Raw genomic sequence first — 17,192 nt, 5'->3', positions numbered from 1 at the left:
CCGGCGCGCGCCGCACGGGCCCTGGAATGGCGCTTGCTGAACGCTTTCAGGCAGCATCGGCTACAGCGGCATTCTTTTGGAAACATCAGATGGGACATCAAGACATCGACAAGGAAATTGGGCACCTCGAAGTCGTCTTCGGGTTGATCACGACGCGCGACCGCTTTCCGCTGTCGTACTGGCATCAGCGTCTACGCGCGCTGCTCCGCGAGTCGATGATGCCCGCGCAACGGGCGCGCATCGCGCGGCTCGAAGCGACGCTGCGCTCGTTGAGCGCGGCGGAGGAAACGACCCGCGCGGAGCGGCAGCGGGGTTCAACCGCGACGCAGCGGTGAAGCCCGCGCCGGGGAGCAACCCGCCCGCAAGGCTCGACCCGAGCCGCCTGGCCGCTCAGCCGGTCAGCCGGTCAGCCGGTCAGCCGGTCAGCCGGTCAGCCGGTCAGAAGAGAAGCCGCGCGCCGAGCGCCAGCACAAGCGCGGGCACCATCACGAGCACGCCGACCTTCAGAAACTTGATAAAGCTCACGTCCTCGCCTTCGCGGCGAATCGCGTTGAGCCAGAGGATTGTCGCGAGCGAGCCGGTGATCGACAGGTTCGGGCCGAGATCGACGCCAATCAGCAGCGCGTCGATCACCCGCTCCGGGCTCTGCGCCTGCAACACCGTCGAACTGGCGATCAGCCCGGCCGGCAGATTGTTCATCAGGTTGCTGCCGAACGCGATGATCGCGCCGGCCCAACCCGCCGTCGCCAGTTCGTTGTGTTCGGTCGCGCGCCGCAGCGTCGTGGCCAGCACCGTGATGACGCCGGTGTGATCGAGCATCTCGACCAGCACGAACAGCGCGGCGACCAGCGGCAGCACGCTCCACGAAATCTCGCGGATCATCGGCAGCGGCGACTTGCGCTCAAGGATCAGCACGACCAGCGCGGTCAGTGCGCCGAGGATCGCCGTGGGCATGCCGAGCGGGACATCGTAGGCGGAGACCGTCAGCAGCACGCCCGCCGTCACCGCGATGCCGGCCAGCGCGACGCGTCCGCTCGACGACAGTTCGACGGCTTCGAGATTCGCCTCACAGATGCCCGCGAGCGCGCCGCGCTGGGTCCAGCGCAACATCACGTAAGTCGCGACGATCGACAGCACCGACGGCAACGTGAAGCGCATCATCCACGCGCCGAGCGCGGGCGTGTGATTGCCGTACAGCACGATGTTGGCCGGGTTCGAAATCGGCAGCACGAAGCTCGCCGCGTTGGCGACGAACGCGCAGACGAACAGCAACGGCAGCGGCCGCGTCTTCGCTTTTTTGGCTGCGGCGAACACGGCTGGCGTGAGCACGACCGCGGTGGCGTCGTTCGACAGAAACGCGGTGATCACCACGCCGAACAGGTACACCAGCACGAACAGCCTGCGCGGCGAACCTTGCGCGTGGTTGACCGCCAGCACCGCGACCCAGTCGAACAGACCTTCGCGGCGACCCACCTCCGACAGCAGCATCATGCCGAACAGGAACAAGTAGACGTCGGTGCCTTTGCCGATCGCCTCGAACGCGAGGTGCGCGGGCAAGAGCCCGAGCGACACCAGCAGGAGCGCGCCGGCGACGGCCCACACGGCTTCGGGCCATTTGAAAGGCCGCGTGATGACGCCGGCCGTCGCGATGGCGGCGATACCCCAAGACAGGAAAATGGAATTCACGGCATAGGCCCTGGATGATGGCTTGTGAGCGAACACAGTGGCATCTTGCCGACGCCGCGCAAGCGCGCTAGAGCCGGCGACAGCGGCGAACCATGACGCTGAGCAGCGCTCCATTCACGTTGCAGCACCGCGTCGAACTCGCGGCGATTGCCGACCGACGTGAGGCCGTCCTTGAACGACAGCGCTTCGAGTTCGAGCTGCAACGCGGCCAGCTTCTCTTCGACCTTCTTGCGCTCGCTGATGTCGAACATGAAACCGACCAGCGCCGACACCTCGCCGCGTTCGTCGCGCACCACGTGCACGACGTCGCGCAGCCACACGTATTCGCCGCGGCTCGTCAACGCGCGGTAGTCCGCTTCGTGATCGGTGCCGGCCTTCGACTGCGCGACGCAGAACTCGACCACCTTGTCGCGGTCTTCCGGATGCATGCGCGCTGCCCAGTCCTGCACGCTGTTCCAGCTCGACGGTGCCCAGCCCAGCAGGGCTTCGATCTGCGGACCGATATAGGCGAACTCCATGCTGGCCCAGTCGATCTTCCACGGAATCGCCCGGGTCGATTCGAGCAGGGTCCTGTAGACGGCCGCGTCGTGCTCCATGTAGCCTTCCACGCCCGTCGCGCGAGGCGCCGCTTCCTGCAACTCGTGCCGCAAAAAATCCGCGCGGAGCGCGGCGGATTGCTTTCCCGTACGGGTCATCGGTGGTCGTTCCTCATTGCGAGTCAGCCGGAAAATTACCACAGCGAGAGCGTATTTCAATCACATTAGCGTTACTACCACAACAATCTGTTCTCTTGCACCCGCCTATTCAGTTTTCATCAGCCTCCCTACCATCCGCTTTCACACGCGACATCCACACAAGACCTCGCCATGCACGAGCACAAACATGCCATCACGTCCTTCCGGTAACAAAGAACGCTACAACGGCGGCGCGATTGCGCTGCACTGGCTGATCGCGGTGCTGATCGTCTGCGGCTTCTATATCGGCTGGATCATGACCGATATCCCCGGCTTCACGCCCACCAAGCTGAAGTACTTCTCGTGGCACAAGTGGATCGGCGTGACCGTGTTCGTGCTCGCCGTGCTGCGCGTGCTGTGGCGCGCGAGCCACCGCGCGCCGCCGCTCGAGCACGCCACGCCCGCGTGGCAGAAGGCGGCCGCGCATCTGGTGCATGGCCTGCTGTACCTGCTGATGCTGGCGATTCCGCTGTCCGGCTACTTCTACAGCTCGGCGGCGGGCATCCAGGTGGTGTATCTCGGCATCGTGCCGCTGCCCACGATCATCGGCCCGGATCAGGCGCTCAAGGCCACGCTGCGCACGCTCCACGTGCTGCTCAATTACACGCTGCTTGCGCTCGTGGCCATGCACGTGCTGGCCGCGCTCAAGCATCAGTTCGTCGATCGCGACGGACTGCTCGGCCGGATGATGCCGTTCCTCAAGTGACGATTACAGCGATTACGCCGTGCGCCGTGCGGTAACCGGCGCCGGCGTGGCCGTGATTGGCCACGGCTCATTGGCAATCTAATTCCCTGCGGTGTGCAATCAATGCACGCGGGTTCGATAGGATGCGTACCACCATGAAATCAACCTCTTCCCATACCATGCGTCTTCAATCCGTTCGCCGCGCGACGCTCGCCGGCCTCGCCTCACTCACGCTGTTCGGCTCGGGCCTCGCGCACGCCGACGTCGATCTGAGCAAAAGCACGGTCATCGCCACGACGAAGCAGATGAACGTGCCGGTCGACGGCAAGTTCAGGAAGTTCTCCGCGCAACTGAATTTCGATCCGGCGAAGCCCACCGCCGGCAGTGCCAACGTGTCGATCGACACCGGCAGCTACGACCTCGGCGCCGACGACTACAACAAGCAGGCGCAAGGCAAGGAATGGTTCGACAGCGCGGCCTTCCCCGCCGCGACTTTCGTGTCGAGCGCGATCGCGCCGGCCGGCGGCAACCAGTACCGGATTACCGGCAAGCTGACCATCAAGGGCAAGTCGCAAACCGTCGTGGTGCCGGTCGCCATCGCGAGCCAGGGCGCCATGCAAACCTTCGACGGCGCGCTGCCGATCAAGCGCTCGCAGTTCGATGTCGGCACCGGCGAATGGAAAGACACGTCGGTCGTCGCCGACGAAGTCGTCATCAAGTTTCACCTCGTCGCGGCAAAGAAGTAACGCACAACACCGAAACACCGCAGCACTTTTCTAAAACCTGGAGTACAACTTGAAGAAACAATTTTTGCTCGCCACGGGCGCGCTGGCCGCTGCATTGTCGTTCAACGCGATGGCAGCCGATACGTATCAGCTCGATCCGACCCACACGTACCCGAGCTTCGAGACCGACCACTTCGGCGGCATCTCGACCTGGCGCGGCAAGTTCAAGAAGAGCAGCGGCACCGTCGTGCTCGATCGCGCCGCGAAGACCGGTACGGTCGACGTGACGATCGACATGACGTCGGTCGACATCGGCAATGACAAGCTCGACGCGGAGCTCGTCACCGACAAGTTCTTCGACACCGCGAAGTTCCCGACCGCCACCTACCAGGGCACGCAGATCCGCTTCGACGGCGACAAGCCGGTGGAAGTGATCGGCACGCTGACGATGCACGGCATCTCGAAGCCGGTCAATCTGAAGATCGAATCGTTCAAGTGCTTCGTCAACCCAATGCTCAAGCGCGAAGTGTGCGGCACGGAATCGACCGCGACATTCAACCGCGACGATTTCGGCGTCGACTTCGGCAAGGCCTACGGCTTCAAGATGCAGACCACGCTGCACATCCAGGCTGAAGGCATCAAGCAGTAATCGCCTCGGCGGACGCGGCAAGGCACTCAAGGTAATATGACGGTTTGGCAGCGGGCGCGCGGCGAATCGTCTTCCGCGTTGGCCGCTGCCCGACGCAGCAGGCCATTCCGCACGGCAGCACGGCACGCGCATCGAATGAACTGTCCGCTGCCGTGGCCGTCATCCGTCGTTACCACCCATGAGTACTCCCGCCCGCCGCATCGCGCACCTCGACATGGATGCGTTCTACGCATCTGTCGAGCTGTTGCGCTATCCGGAGCTGCGCGGCCAGGCGGTGGTGATCGGCGGCGGGCGCAACGCCGCGCCACAAACGCTCGAAGACGGCAGCCGCCGCTTCGCGAAGCTGCGCGATTATGCCGGCCGCGGCGTCGTCACCACCTCCACCTACGAAGCGCGCGCGCTCGGCGTGTTTTCGGCAATGGGCATGATGAAGGCGGCCGCACTCGCACCCGACGCGGTCCTGCTGCCCACCGACTTCGATTCGTACCGTCACTACTCGCGCCTGTTCAAAGCGGCGGTCGCGGCGTTCACGGACCGCATCGAAGATCGCGGCATCGACGAAATCTATATCGATCTGACGGGCTTGCCGGGCGAGTCGAGCGAGATCGGCGCGCGCATCAAGCAGGCGGTCAATCAGGCGACCGGGCTCACCTGCTCGATCTGTGTCGCGCCGAACAAGCTGCTCGCGAAGATCGGCTCCGAACTGGACAAACCCGACGGCCTCACGATCCTCACGCCCGCCGACATACCGTTGCGCGTCTGGCCGCTGCCGGTGCGCAAGGTCAACGGCATCGGCCCGAAGGCCGCGGAAAAGCTGACCGCGCTCGGGCTCGCCACCGTCGGCGATCTGGCGGCGGCGGACGCGGGACTGTTGCAGGATAATTTCGGGCGCAGCTATTCGGGCTGGCTGATGCAGGTCGCCCAAGGTTATGACGAGCGGCCAGTGGTGGTCGAATCGGAACCCAAGTCGATGAGCCGCGAGACCACGTTCGAGCGCGATCTGCATCCGCGTCACGACCGGCCCGCGCTGTCCAGTTCGTTCACGGGGCTATGCGTGCGGGTCGCGGAAGATCTCGTGCGCAAGGGTTATGTGGGCCGGACCGTGGGCATCAAACTGCGTTACGACGATTTCCGCACGGTCACGCGCGATCTGACGCTCGACGAGCCGACCGCGGACGCCATCGAAATCCGCCGTGCGGCGACCGAGTGCCTGCGGCGGGTGGAATTGAATCGCAAGCTGCGCCTGCTCGGCGTGCGCGTAAGCGCCTTGACGCCCGCCAACGCGCCGGCGCTGAAGCCGCGTGTGCCGGTTCAGGCCGACTTGCCTTTCGCGAGCGACGAGTAACCGCCCGCGACCGTCGCGCCGGCATTCGGGCCATTCGGGCGCGCGATCTGCGCGTCTGCGCCGATCTGCGATACCGCGACCGAAAACGCAAACGTGTTGATCCCCTGCTCGCTGTGCGCCGATACGGTGCCGCGATGCATCTCCGCAATCGCCTTCACGATCGCCAGACCCAGCCCGTGGTTTTCGCGGCTGTTCGTGCGCGAGACTTCCGCGCGATAGAAGCGGTCGAACAGATGTTCGAGCACGTCCGGCGCAATCGGCTCGCCGGGGTTCGCCACCGCGATGCGCACCTGATCGCCGTCGCGCACGATCGTCACCTTGATCGTCGCACCCGGCTCGCAATGCTGGATCGCGTTCATCAGCAGATTCGCGCATGCGCGGCCGAACAGCGAGCGATTCACGCGCGCCTGCGCGTCGCCCTGCAAACTCGCGTACACGCGCGCTTCTTCGAGCGGAATCTCCAGAAACTCCAGCGTGTGTGCGACTTCGGCGGCCAGCGATACCTCGACCAGACCGGTCGCGCGCTCGCCCTGGTCGGCGCGCGCGAGGAACAGCATGTCGTTGATGATCGCGCGCATGCGCTCGAACTCTTCGAGATTCGATTGCAGCGTATGACGCAGATCGTCGACCGAGCGGTTGCGCGTCAACGCCACTTCGGTCTGGCCGATCAGGATCGTCACCGGTGTGCGCAGTTCGTGCGCGACGTCCGCGTTGAACGATTCGAGGCGGCCATACGCGCCGTCCAGACGTTCGAGTGCGCCGTTGAAGGAGTTCGCGAGATCGTTCAGTTCGAGCGGCAGCGACGCGGTGTTCAGACGTTGCGAACGGTTGTTCGGGCTCACCGCGGACGCATCGCGCGTGAGCCGCGTGAGCGGCGCGAGCCCGAGGCGCGTCACCGAATAGCTGAGCAGCAGCACAGCGAGACTGCCCAACGCGGACAGCGCGGCGAGCGCCGAGCCGAACACGCGCATCGTGCGCACATTCGGCGAGTAGCTCGACGCCACCTGCAATTGCACGGGCGGACGCGTGCCGTTAGCGGGAATGGTCTGCGTGAACGTGAGCATGTCCTGGCCGCCCCCGGGCGGGGTCACGCGCGTATAACCGCCGGGCCAGTTCTTCACGACGGGACCGTCGACCGGCTTGCCGTAGTTGTAGGACGGGTCCATGCTCGACACCGAGTACACGGTGCTGCTGTCGTGCGGCGTCATGTCGGTGAGCTTTTCGCGGGCCATGCGCCATTTTTCCGGCGTCACCGCGTGATAGACGATGATGCGGGCGATCTGCGTGCGATCGTCGAGCGACTCGCGCAAGTGATGTTCCAACTGCGTGCGCAGCACCAGAAACAGCCCGGTGCCGACCAGCGTGAACACGAACAGCGCGACGAGCGCGAACATCGATGCGAGGCGGCGAGCGATCGAACGGTTCATGACGATTCAGCCTCTTCGCGCACCTCCAGCACGTAGCCCATGCCGCGCACGGTGTGCAGCAGCTTCGAGGGGAACGGGCCGTCGAGCTTCGCGCGCAATCGTTTGATCGCGGTCTCGACCACGTTGGTGTGGCTGTCGAAATTGACGTCCCAGACGAGTTCGGTGATCGCAGTCTTCGACAGAATGTCGCCTTGCCGCCGCGCGAGCACGCTGAGCAGCTGGAACTCCTTCGCGGTCAGGTCGAGGCGCACGCCGTCGCGCGTCGCGCGCCGGCCGATCAGATCGACGAACAGATCGCCGACCGAAATCAGCGTGGATTCCTGCGAACGCGTGCGGCGCGCCAGCGCATGCAGCCGTTCCACCAGTTCGAGAAATGAGAAGGGTTTGGTCAGGTAGTCGTCGGCGCCTTCGCGCAGGCCGCGCACGCGGTCGTTCACATGGTCGCGGGCGGTCAGCATGATGACCGGCGTCGACTTGCGCATGCGCAGCGCCTTGAGCACGCTGAAACCGTCGCGCTTGGGCAGCATCACGTCGAGGACGATCACGTCGTAATCGAATTCGGTGGCCAGATGCATGCCTTCCTCGCCGTCCAGCGCCACGTCGACGACCCAGCCCTGCTCTGTCAAACCGGAGCGCAGGTAGTCCACCACCTTGTGCTCGTCTTCAACAATCAGCAATTTCATGCGCATCCCCTTGAGTGTCCATTATACGAAACGCCTTCGAATTCCTCCTGCGTGCGCGGATGCATCATGAACCGGCGGCTCACCTTGCGGGAGCCATCGCCTCCTGAGCGGCGGGCTGAGCGTCGTGCGGCGCGCCCGCGACATCGGCGCCGGCCTCCCAGCCGCCGCCGAGCGCTTTCACCAGCGCAACCGACAAGGTCATCTGCTGGCCGTGAATCTGCACGTCCTGGCGCTCGCTGTTCAGTAGCGACTGCTGCGCGGTGATCACGTCGAGGTATGCTACGAGACCGCCCGAATAGCGGTCGGTGGCAAGCGACAGCAGACGCTGCGCATCGCTCACCGCTTCATGCGACTGCTTCGCCGCGCCGTCCAGCACCGACAGCCCGGTGATGCCGTCCTGCACCTGCTGGAACGCATTGAGCACGGTCTGCCGGTAGGTCGCCTCGGTGGCCTGATAGCCCTCGCTCGCGAACTTGACGTCGGCCGCGCGGCGGCCGCCGTCGAACAGCACCTGGCCGACCGTCGCGCCGAGCGTCCACATCAGTGTGGGCGCGCTCAGCAAGCTGGCGAACTGCGTGCTCTCCCAGCCGATGCCCGGCGTCAGCGTCAGGCTCGGAAAGAACGCCGCCTTGGCGACGCCGATCTGCGCGTTGGCCGCCGCCATCGCGCGTTCCGCCGAAGCGATGTCCGGGCGGCGTTGCAGCACATCGCTCGGTACGCCGAGCGGGATCGCGGGCGCCTTCGCATCGAGCACCTTGGGTTCGATCGCGAACTGCGGGGCCGGCACGCCGACCAGCGCGGCGATCGCGTGTTCGAACTGCGCGCGCTGATTCAGCAGCAGTTGCGCCTGCACGCGCGTCGAGTCGAGCAGCGACTTCTGCTGCAGCACTTCGAGGCCCGACACGGAACCGAGGTCGTGCTCGGACGTGACGTAGTCGAGCGCCTTCTGCTGCAATTTCACCGACTGGTTCAGCACGTCGATCTCGGCGTCGAGTTCGCGCAGCGAGAAATAGTCGGTGGCGAGGTCGGTGGTGAGCACGAGCCGCGCATTCGCCAGATCATCGGCCGATTGCTCCGCCGAAGCCTTGGCGCCCTCCACTTCGCGACGTATCCGGCCGAATAGATCGGTGTCGTAGTTGATCGTCGGCCCGAGTTGCACACTGTTCTGCACGGTCGATTGCGTCGGCGTCGCGTAGTTGGTCAGCGGCCGGTTCTGCGAAATCCTGAAGCGCGAGGCCGTTGCGCCGATATCCACTTCCGGCACGCGCTGCGCGCTGGTATTCGCGAGCGTCGCGCGAGCCTGCTCGTAGTGCGCGCTCGCCGCGACCAGGGTCTGGTTCTGCGCGAGCGCCTGGGTCTCGAGCGTGGCCAGCGTCGGATCGCCAAATGCGCTCCACCAGTCCGGCGCTATCGGCGCATGCGACGGCGCGGCGACGCGCCAGTACGAATCGGTGTGCCAGGCCGGCGGCACGTCGGCTTGCGGACGTTGATAGTCCGGGCCGACCGTGCACGCGGCCAGCAACATGACACCCGCTGCGCTTGCAATGGCGGTGAGCGTCCGGCAAGGACCCGCGAACCTCACGACGCCTCCTTACCGTTCTTCTGCGGCTGCGTGACCTGCACGTGATCGCCGTCCGCGATCGAATCGCTCGGGTTGATGATGATCCTGTCACCGGTCCCGATGCCGCTTTCGATTTCGAGCGTCTGCCCGAGGTCGCGCGCGATCACGACCTTGCGCAGTTCGACGTTGCCCTTCGCATCGACCACCGCGATGCGCGGCCCTTCCGCGCGAAACAGCAGCGCGTTGCCCGGCACCGACAGTTCCGCATGCGCCGCCGCCGGCACCGCGACCTGCACGTATGCGCCGGGACGCAGCTTGTTGTCCGGATTGGGCAGCGTCACTTCGATCTGCAGCGAGCGGGTCGGCACATCGATCGCGCCGGACATATGCGTGACGGTGCCGTGAAACTGCTGGCCCGGCAGTTCCGCCTGCGTGACCACCACCTTCTGCCCCACCGACACATTCTGCGCGTACGCCTGCGGCAATTGCACATAGACGCGCAACGGGTCCGACTGCGCGAGTGCGAACAGCGCGCGGCTCGTGCCGCTGCCCGCGTCGATCAGATCGCCGACGTCGACGTTGCGCTGCGTGACCACGCCCGCGAACGGCGCGACGATCCGCTTGAACGATTCGAGCTGCTGCAGGCGCTTGACGTTGGCATCGGCGGCGGCGAGGTTGGCGACGTCCTGCGTATAGGTGCTTTGCCGCTCGTCGAGTTCCTGCTGCGATACCGCATCGCGTTGACGCAGTTGCTGCCAGCGCTCCAGCGAGCTTTTCGCGAGGCCGAGGCTCGAACTGATCTGCTGACGCTGCGCGAGAGCCTGCGCGAGTTCCTGATCGATCTCGGGCGTATCGAGTTCGGCGAGCAGTTGGCCCTGCTTCACGCGTGCGCCGATGTCGGCGTACCAGTGCAGCAGATAGCCGGTCGAGCGCGCGTAGATCGGCGACTCGACATAGCCGCGCAAGGTGCCCGGCAGGAGCGTGTTGCCGCCGCCTTCGGTCTGCTTCGGGCTCACCACGTTCACGTACTGAATGGCGTTCTGCTGCGTGGTCGTCTCGACGGAGCGGCTTTGCAGCACGTTCGCGATCACGGTGCGCAAAGCGCCCAGCGCGAGCAGCGCCAGCACGATCCAGAGCGCGATCTTCGCGCGCTTCCATTCACGGTGGCGCGGCGGCAGCGCGTGCCCGCCTTCGGTTTCTCGCGAGGGGATCGCCAGCGATGCATGTGTTTTTTCGGTCATCTCAGTCAGCCATCTCAGTCAGCCGTCATTTAACTTGATGCGGGCCGGGGAGCGCCGCCGTGGTCCGGCGCTGGGCCGTCGGGGTGGTCGTTGCCGTTGCCGCTATTGCCGTTCTTCCCCTGGTCGCTCTGGTCGCTCTGGTCACCTTCGTCGCCGCCGCCGTGACCCGCTTGATCCGCGTCGTCGTTGCGATGACGGCGCGCGAGGCGGGTGTGGATGCCCGCGAACACGACCGGCACGAAGAACAGCGTGGACACCGTCGCGAACAGCAGACCGCCGATCACCGCGCGGCCGAGCGGCGCATTCTGCTCGGCGCCTTCGCCGAGACCGAGTGCCATCGGGATCATGCCGATGATCATCGCGAACGCGGTCATCAGCACCGGGCGAATCCGGCTCGCGCCGGCTTCGAGCGCGGCGGTGAGCGGCGGCGCACCGGCGCTGAGGCGCTGACGCGCGAAGGCGACCATCAGGATACTGTTGGCGGTGGCGACCCCCATCGTCATGATCGCGCCGGTCAGGGCCGGCACGCTCAGATGCGTGCCGGTCAGAAACAGCATCCACACGATGCCCGCGAGCGCCGCCGGCAACGCGCTGACGATGATCAGCGGATCGACCCACGACTGGAAATTCACCACGATCAGCAGATACACCAGCACGATCGCCACCGCCACGCCCAGCCCGAGACCGAAGAACGAGCTGCGCATGGTCTGCACCTGGCCGCGCACGACAATCTGACTGCCGCGCGGCAGCGACGCCCGCACGTTGTTCACGAGCTTGTCGACCTGATTGGCCACGCTGCCCAGATCGCGCTTCTCGACGCTCACGTACAGGTCGATCACCGGCCTGATGTTGTAGTGCGAGATCTCCGCGAACTGGTTTTGCGGCGAGACGCGCACCAGGTTGCCGAGCAGCTGCGTGGGCCCGGTGGCCGCACCCGACACCGGAGTGCGCAGCAATTCGTCGATCGACGACACCTGATACTGCGGCGTCTGCACCGCCACCTTGTACTCAACGCCGTTCTTGTTGTTGATCCAGAATCCCGGCGACGTTTGCGAACTGCCCGACAACGAAATGAGCACGTTCTGCGCGACGTCGTTCGCACTCAGGTTGAGCTGCTGCAAGCGCGTGCGGTCCATCTGGAGGTTGATCACCGGTTCGTCCAGTTTTTGCTGGATGTGCGTGTCGACCGTGCCGGGAATCACCCGCACCTGCTTCAACAGTTTGCGCGCGACCTCCAGGTTGCCCTGCTGGTTCGCGCCGGAAATCTGCACGTCCACGGCGGCAGGCAAACCGAAGTTGAGAATCTGCGTGACGATGTCGGCCGGCTGGAAGAAAAACTCCACGCCCGGAAAGCGTTGCGGCAGGATGGTGCGCAGCTTGTCCATGTACATCTGCGTCGGCTTGTGGTCTTCGTTCAGCGCGATCTGAACCTCGCCGTCGAACGTGCCGATCGTGCCCGCGTTGCTATACGACAGGTTGATACCGCTATAGGGCAAGCCGAGGTTGTCGAGAATCGTGCCGAGTTCTTTCGGCGGCACGACCTCGCGGATCACCTTCTCGACTTCGTCGGCCAGACGCGCGGTTTCCTCGATACGCGTGCCGGTCGGCGCACGAAAATGCAGGCGGATATCGCCCGCGTCGACAGTCGGGAAGAAGTCCTCGCCAAGCACCAAGACCAGACCCAGCGAGACGATGCACAAGCCGAGAAACACGCCGCCGAACCTGCCGCGACGCACCAGCAGGCTGCTGAGAACCACGATGTACGCGGATCGCATGCGCTCGAAGCCGCTATCGAAACGCCGGTAAACGCGCGTGAACAGATTCGGCTTCGCATCGGGCCTGGGTTTGTGCGCGTGACCCATGAGCAGCATCGCGAGCGTCGGCACCAGCGTGCGCGACAGGATGTACGACGCGAGCATGGCGAACACCACCGCTTCGGCGAGCGGCACGAACAGATAGCGTGCGACGCCGGTCAGGAAGAACATCGGCACGAACACGATACAGATACACAGCGTCGAGACGAGCGCCGGAATCGCGATTTCGCCCGCACCGTCGAGAATCGCATCGTGCAGATTCGTGCCCATATGCAGATGCCGCTCGATGTTCTCGATCGTCACGGTCGCATCGTCGACGAGAATCCCGACCGCCAGCGCGAGCCCACCGAGCGTCATGATGTTGATGGTCTGCCCGAGCGCATGCAACACGATCAGCGACGTCAGGATCGACAACGGAATCGAGATCGCGATGATGCAGGTGCTGCGCCAGTTGCCGAGAAACAGCAGGATCATCGCGGCGGTCAGTGCGGCGGCGATCAACGCTTCGCGCACCACGCCCTGCACGGCCGCTTTCACGAACACCGATTGATCGAACAGCGCCGTGATGCTCAGGTCCGGCGGCAACGCGGCACGCGCGCTCGGCAACAGCCCTTTCAACGTGTCGACGATCGACAGTGTCGAGGCGTTGCCGTTCTTCATCACCGACATCAGCACGCCGCGCCGTCCGTTCTGCCTCACGATGTTGGTTTGCGGCGAGTAGCCGTCGCGCACGTGCGCGACTTCACGCAAATAAGTCGTCGCGCCGTTGAGCGTGCGCACCGGAATATTGTTGAGCCCGTCGAGCGTGTCCGGCGAGCCGTTCATATTGACCGTGTATTCCTTCGGTCCGATCTTGGCTGTGCCGGTCGGCAGAATCAGGTTTTGCGCGTTGAACGCGTTGACCACGTCGGTCGGCGTCAGCCCCTTGGCAAGCAACGCGCGCGTGTCCAGGTCGACCGAAATCAGCCGCGACTTGCCGCCGTACGGATACGGCACCGCAGCGCCGGGAATCGTCACGAGTTGCGGGCGCAGGAAGTTCAACGCGGTGTCGTTGAGGTCCTGCTCCGAGAGCTTCGGGCTCGACAGGCCGAGCTGGATCACCGGAATGCTGGAGGCCGAATAGCTGATCACCAGAGGCGCGGTCGCGCCCGGCGGCATCTGCTTGAGCTGCGCCTGTTCGACGGCCACGGTCTGCGCGATCGCGGTCTGGATGTTCGCGTTCGGCTGCAGGAACACCTTCAGGATCGAGATGCCCGCGAGCGATTGCGATTCGATGTGCTCGATGTCGTTGACCGTGGTGGTCAGACTGCGCTCGTTGACCGACGTGATGCGGTTGGCCATGTCCTCGGCCGACAAACCCGTATACGTCCAGATGATGCTGACCACCGGAATATTGATTTCCGGCAGCACGTCGACCGGCGTGGTGAACAGCACGAATGGCGTCGCCAGCAAGATCAGAATGGCCATCACGATGAACGTGTATGGCCGTTTAAGCGCTACGTTGACGATCCACATTGAAACGCGCCCGAGAGAATGCAGGTAAGGAATGGGTAAGTCAGCGCGTATGCTAGATCTGTAGCCCCAACGCCTGCATGGCGCGAAAATGGCGCAAATGTCAGGAAGTAAATCGTAAGCCTGTGCGGCGCTTCAACCGCGCCAGTATTTGGCGACAAGCAAACGTTTGTTGAGAAAAGATACGCCCTGTTGCGGGTACGTTGCGTCGCGCGATATGTGGCGGCATCCGGAAATATCAGGAAACATGCTTTCAGTTTGATTTGTGCAAAGCAACTACGTTGCGCAGCGCAACGCGCTTTACACGACGTGTCAGATGAAAAAACCGGCCGCCCCTTTCGAGGTCGGCCGGTTTTTTTCGACGCGTGCCGGTTGGTTCGTGACGCTTACCTGGCGAACAGCGCCGACATATCGGCAAACGCCTTGAACTCCAACGCATTGCCCGACGGATCGAGAAAGAACATCGTCGCCTGCTCGCCGACTTCGCCCTTGAAGCGAACATGCGGCTCGATGATGAAGTCGATGCCCGCCTGCTTCAGCTTGTCGGCGGCGGCCTGCCATTGTTCCATCGACAGCACCGCGCCGAAGTGGCGCACCGGCACCGCATCGCCGTCAACCTTGCTGGTCTGACGGTGGCCGATCTCTTCCGGCGCGAGGTGCGCGACGATCTGATGGCCGTAGAAGTTGAAATCGACCCACGCGTCCGAGCTGCGGCCTTCCGGGCAACCCAGCAGTTCGCCATAAAACTCGCGGGCGGCGGCGAGGCTGTGAACAGGAAACGCCAGATGGAACGGCGGCAAAACGTTTTCGGCAACGCTCATGATGGACAACTCGCTGAACTGGAAGTGGGGGTGGGTGCAATTGGCGTGGCGCCGCACAGGCTGCATGCGCGAAGCCCAGCTCAGTGCAATTTTAACCATGACTAAAAGTGGTGAAAAACGATATATATTTGATCTGACCATCACCCATTTCGATCAATCGATCATGCTCAGCGAGCTCAAGACCTTCCTCGCCGTCAGTCAGTACGGCACGTTTTCCGGCGCGGGCGCGCGCATTGGCCTCACGCAATCGGCGGTCAGCGCGCAGATGCAACGGCTCGAAGCGGAACTCGGCTTTGCGCTGTTCGACCGCACCGGCCGCTCCGCGACGCTCAACGACGCCGGCCGCGAAACGCTCGCGCTCGCCGAGGAAATGATGACGCTCTACGCGCGGCTCTCCGAACGCGGCGCGGTCGCGGCGGAAAGCGGCATGCTACGGGTGGGCGCGATCGCGTCCGCGCAAGTGTCGTTTCTCGCCGACGCGCTCGCCCGCTTTCGCAACGACCGGCCCGGCTGGCGGATTCGAGTGGTGCCGGGCGTGTCGCTGGGTCTGCTGGGACAGGTGGATTCCGGCGAACTCGATCTGGCCGTCATCATCAAGCCGCCGTTCGCGCTGCCGTCCGAACTCGAATGGCGCACGCTCGTGAGCGAGCCATTCGTGCTGCTCGTGCCGAAAAAGCTCGCGCGCGGGACGCGTTCCTGGCGCGAGCTGCTCAGGAGCGAGCCGTTCATCCGCTATGACCGCACGTCGTTCGGCGGCCGGCTGGTCGAGCGTTTTTTGCGGCGCTCGCGGCTGAACGTGCACGACGCGATCGAACTTGACGAGTTGCAGGCGATCGTGCAACTGGTCGCGCGTGGGATCGGCGTGGCGCTCCTTCCGAATACGGCGGGGCTCGGCAAGTGGCCTGCGAGCGTCGCCGCGCTCGAACTGGGCGACGCGACGTTCCAGCGCGAGATCGGGCTCGTGCAGCGGCCGCGGCATAGCCGGCAGGCGGTGGCGGATGGGTTAGCGGAGTGTGTCGGTGTGGCCGCTGGGGGAGCGTAGGGCTTGATGCGGGGCCTGGCGTTGCCGATTGTCCTGTCGCGCGGACCGTCAACTGTATCTGTGAGACCTGCGCCACCGCGCGCAGAATCGTCGTTCGCACGTCAGATCACACATTGAATCGCGAACCCGATCCGCCTTCGCGCCGCGTCCCGCGCGTCGCCGAAACCACCTGTCACCGAGTGCCCGCCCATGATCGCCAGCCCCTTTCTCAGCGCCGATGTCCTGATCGCCTACAGCGCCTATTTTGTCGGCACCGCGAGCCCGGGGCCCAGCAATCTCGCGATCATGTCGCTGGCGATGAGCTCGGGCCGACGCTCCGCGCTGACTTTCGCGCTCGGCGTGGTGTCGGGTTCGTTCTCGTGGGCGTTGCTGGCGTCGCTCGGACTATCGGCGGTGCTCGCCACTTACTCCGACTGCCTGACGGCGATCAGGATTGCCGGCGGCCTCTATCTACTGTGGCTCGGCTTCAAGTCCGCGCGTTCCGCGTTCAGCGCCGGCAAATTGCCCGCCGCGGCCGCGCGGCCCGACGAGCCGCTCAAGCGCCTCTATCTGCGCGGCCTGCTGCTGCATCTCACCAATCCGAAAGCGGTGCTGGTCTGGCTGTCGATCGTTTCGCTCGCCATGTCGCCCGCGCGCGGAGCGTCGCACGTGCTGCCGGTGGTGCTCGGCTGCATGGTGATCGGCGTCACGGTGTTCAGCAGCTACGCGGTGCTGTTCTCGACCGCGTCTGCCCGGCGCATTTACGCTGCGATCCGGCGCTGGCTCGACGGCTCGCTCGCCATCATGTTCGCGATTGCCGGCATCAAGCTGCTGACCTCGAAAAGCTAGCCGCCTTCGGCACGCGCCGCCGCTCTGCGATACTGATGCGGTGAAAGACCGACGCGGACCAGTGAACACGATGAGCGGCAGCAACAGGATGAACCCGGCGGCACGACGCACGCCTTGGCAAAAACGGTGGTATCGGGCGGGCGCGGCCGTGCTGTTCGGCGCATGGATCGCGGCGGCGCTGATCTATGCGAGCGCCGCCCCGCCCGACGACGCGCTCGCGCGCTACAGCGCCGTCGATCCGCGCTATCAGATCGAATTGCAGCGCATCGGCGGCAATGCGGCGGTGCTGATGGCGCAGCTTCATCAATGGTTCGACGGCCTGTGGCACGGCAGAGCGCTCGCCGCAACCGTGGCGGTACTGGGCCTCGCGGCCGCCGGCGCCTGCGTTTTCATCGGCTATTTTTTCGACGACGACGCACCTCTGCGCTAACGCTCGCCC

General features: G+C 64.7%; 15 protein-coding genes and 1 pseudogene. 8 read left to right on the top strand and 8 right to left on the bottom strand.

Translation table 11 applies throughout. The features are described from left to right. The first annotated feature begins 89 nt into the window (after positions 1 to 89). Positions 90 to 335, top strand: a complete 246-nt coding sequence (locus tag B0G69_RS22920; protein ID WP_121321283.1) for a hypothetical protein — start codon at positions 90 to 92, stop codon at positions 333 to 335. A gap of 103 nt (positions 336 to 438) precedes the next feature. Here the strand turns inward: B0G69_RS22920 and B0G69_RS22915 are convergent, their stop codons facing one another. Together B0G69_RS22915 and B0G69_RS22910 are read right to left on the bottom strand one after the other, a co-directional pair. After that, positions 439 to 1,686 carry an arsenic transporter gene (locus tag B0G69_RS22915; protein ID WP_121321280.1) on the bottom strand — a complete coding sequence of 416 codons (1,248 nt, stop codon included), beginning with the start codon at positions 1,684 to 1,686 and terminating at the stop codon, positions 439 to 441. A 77-nt stretch (positions 1,687 to 1,763) separates the two neighbouring features. Next, a pseudogene (locus B0G69_RS22910) lies at positions 1,764 to 2,381 on the bottom strand (PAS domain-containing protein); the annotation flags it as partial. Between the two features lie 187 nt (positions 2,382 to 2,568). Here B0G69_RS22910 and B0G69_RS22905 point away from each other — a divergent pair. From B0G69_RS22905 to dinB, 4 genes are all read left to right on the top strand, one after another. Beyond that, positions 2,569 to 3,126, top strand: a complete 558-nt coding sequence (locus tag B0G69_RS22905; protein ID WP_121321278.1) for a cytochrome b — start codon at positions 2,569 to 2,571, stop codon at positions 3,124 to 3,126. Positions 3,127 to 3,260: 134 nt separating this feature from the next. Then, the gene (locus B0G69_RS22900) at positions 3,261 to 3,851 is read left to right on the top strand and encodes a YceI family protein (protein ID WP_241991439.1); all 591 of its coding nucleotides are present in this window, start codon (positions 3,261 to 3,263) and stop codon (positions 3,849 to 3,851) included. 49 nt (positions 3,852 to 3,900) lie between these two features. Beyond that, the gene (locus B0G69_RS22895; protein ID WP_121321274.1) at positions 3,901 to 4,479 is read left to right on the top strand and encodes a YceI family protein; all 579 of its coding nucleotides are present in this window, start codon (positions 3,901 to 3,903) and stop codon (positions 4,477 to 4,479) included. 178 nt (positions 4,480 to 4,657) lie between these two features. Further along, entirely contained in the window at positions 4,658 to 5,824 is a 1,167-nt protein-coding gene (gene dinB, locus B0G69_RS22890; protein ID WP_121321272.1) for a DNA polymerase IV, read from the top strand. On the opposite strand, the gene B0G69_RS22885 is transcribed toward dinB, so the two are convergent. The 6 genes from B0G69_RS22885 to B0G69_RS22860 all read right to left on the bottom strand — a co-directional run bounded on the left by B0G69_RS22885 (position 5,791) and on the right by B0G69_RS22860 (position 14,883). After that, positions 5,791 to 7,251 (bottom strand): heavy metal sensor histidine kinase, encoded by a 1,461-nt coding sequence (locus tag B0G69_RS22885; RefSeq protein ID WP_121321270.1) that lies wholly within the window; start codon positions 7,249 to 7,251, stop codon positions 5,791 to 5,793. The genes dinB and B0G69_RS22885 overlap by 34 nt on opposite strands. Next, entirely contained in the window at positions 7,248 to 7,934 is a 687-nt protein-coding gene (locus tag B0G69_RS22880) for a heavy metal response regulator transcription factor (protein ID WP_042328199.1), read from the bottom strand. Before B0G69_RS22880 ends, B0G69_RS22885 begins: the two co-directional genes overlap by 4 nt. Before the next feature lie 79 nt (positions 7,935 to 8,013). Further along, a complete protein-coding gene (locus tag B0G69_RS22875; protein ID WP_121323833.1) occupies positions 8,014 to 9,459 on the bottom strand; it encodes an efflux transporter outer membrane subunit in 1,446 nt (481 codons plus the stop codon). 53 nt (positions 9,460 to 9,512) lie between these two features. Continuing rightward, on the bottom strand, positions 9,513 to 10,736 hold the full coding sequence (locus B0G69_RS22870) for an efflux RND transporter periplasmic adaptor subunit (protein WP_121321268.1): 1,224 nt from the start codon (positions 10,734 to 10,736) through the stop codon (positions 9,513 to 9,515). Positions 10,737 to 10,765: 29 nt separating this feature from the next. Continuing rightward, positions 10,766 to 14,065 (bottom strand): efflux RND transporter permease subunit, encoded by a 3,300-nt coding sequence (locus B0G69_RS22865; RefSeq protein WP_121321266.1) that lies wholly within the window; start codon positions 14,063 to 14,065, stop codon positions 10,766 to 10,768. Positions 14,066 to 14,448: 383 nt separating this feature from the next. Then, positions 14,449 to 14,883 (bottom strand): VOC family protein, encoded by a 435-nt coding sequence (locus tag B0G69_RS22860; protein WP_121321264.1) that lies wholly within the window; start codon positions 14,881 to 14,883, stop codon positions 14,449 to 14,451. A gap of 163 nt (positions 14,884 to 15,046) precedes the next feature. Between B0G69_RS22860 and B0G69_RS22855 the strand changes: the two genes are divergently transcribed. From B0G69_RS22855 to B0G69_RS22845, 3 genes are all read left to right on the top strand, one after another. Next, a complete protein-coding gene (locus B0G69_RS22855; RefSeq protein WP_121323832.1) occupies positions 15,047 to 15,925 on the top strand; it encodes a LysR family transcriptional regulator in 879 nt (292 codons plus the stop codon). 189 nt (positions 15,926 to 16,114) lie between these two features. Continuing rightward, positions 16,115 to 16,753 (top strand): LysE family translocator, encoded by a 639-nt coding sequence (locus B0G69_RS22850; protein ID WP_121321262.1) that lies wholly within the window; start codon positions 16,115 to 16,117, stop codon positions 16,751 to 16,753. Positions 16,754 to 16,823: 70 nt separating this feature from the next. Further along, entirely contained in the window at positions 16,824 to 17,183 is a 360-nt protein-coding gene (locus B0G69_RS22845) for a hypothetical protein (RefSeq protein ID WP_121321254.1), read from the top strand. Positions 17,184 to 17,192: the final 9 nt, after the last annotated feature.

It is taken from the genome of Paraburkholderia sp. RAU2J (assembly GCF_003634845.1).
Taxonomy (GTDB): Bacteria; Pseudomonadota; Gammaproteobacteria; order Burkholderiales; family Burkholderiaceae; genus Paraburkholderia; species Paraburkholderia fynbosensis.
This window is presented reverse-complemented; position numbering and strand designations above follow the sequence as displayed.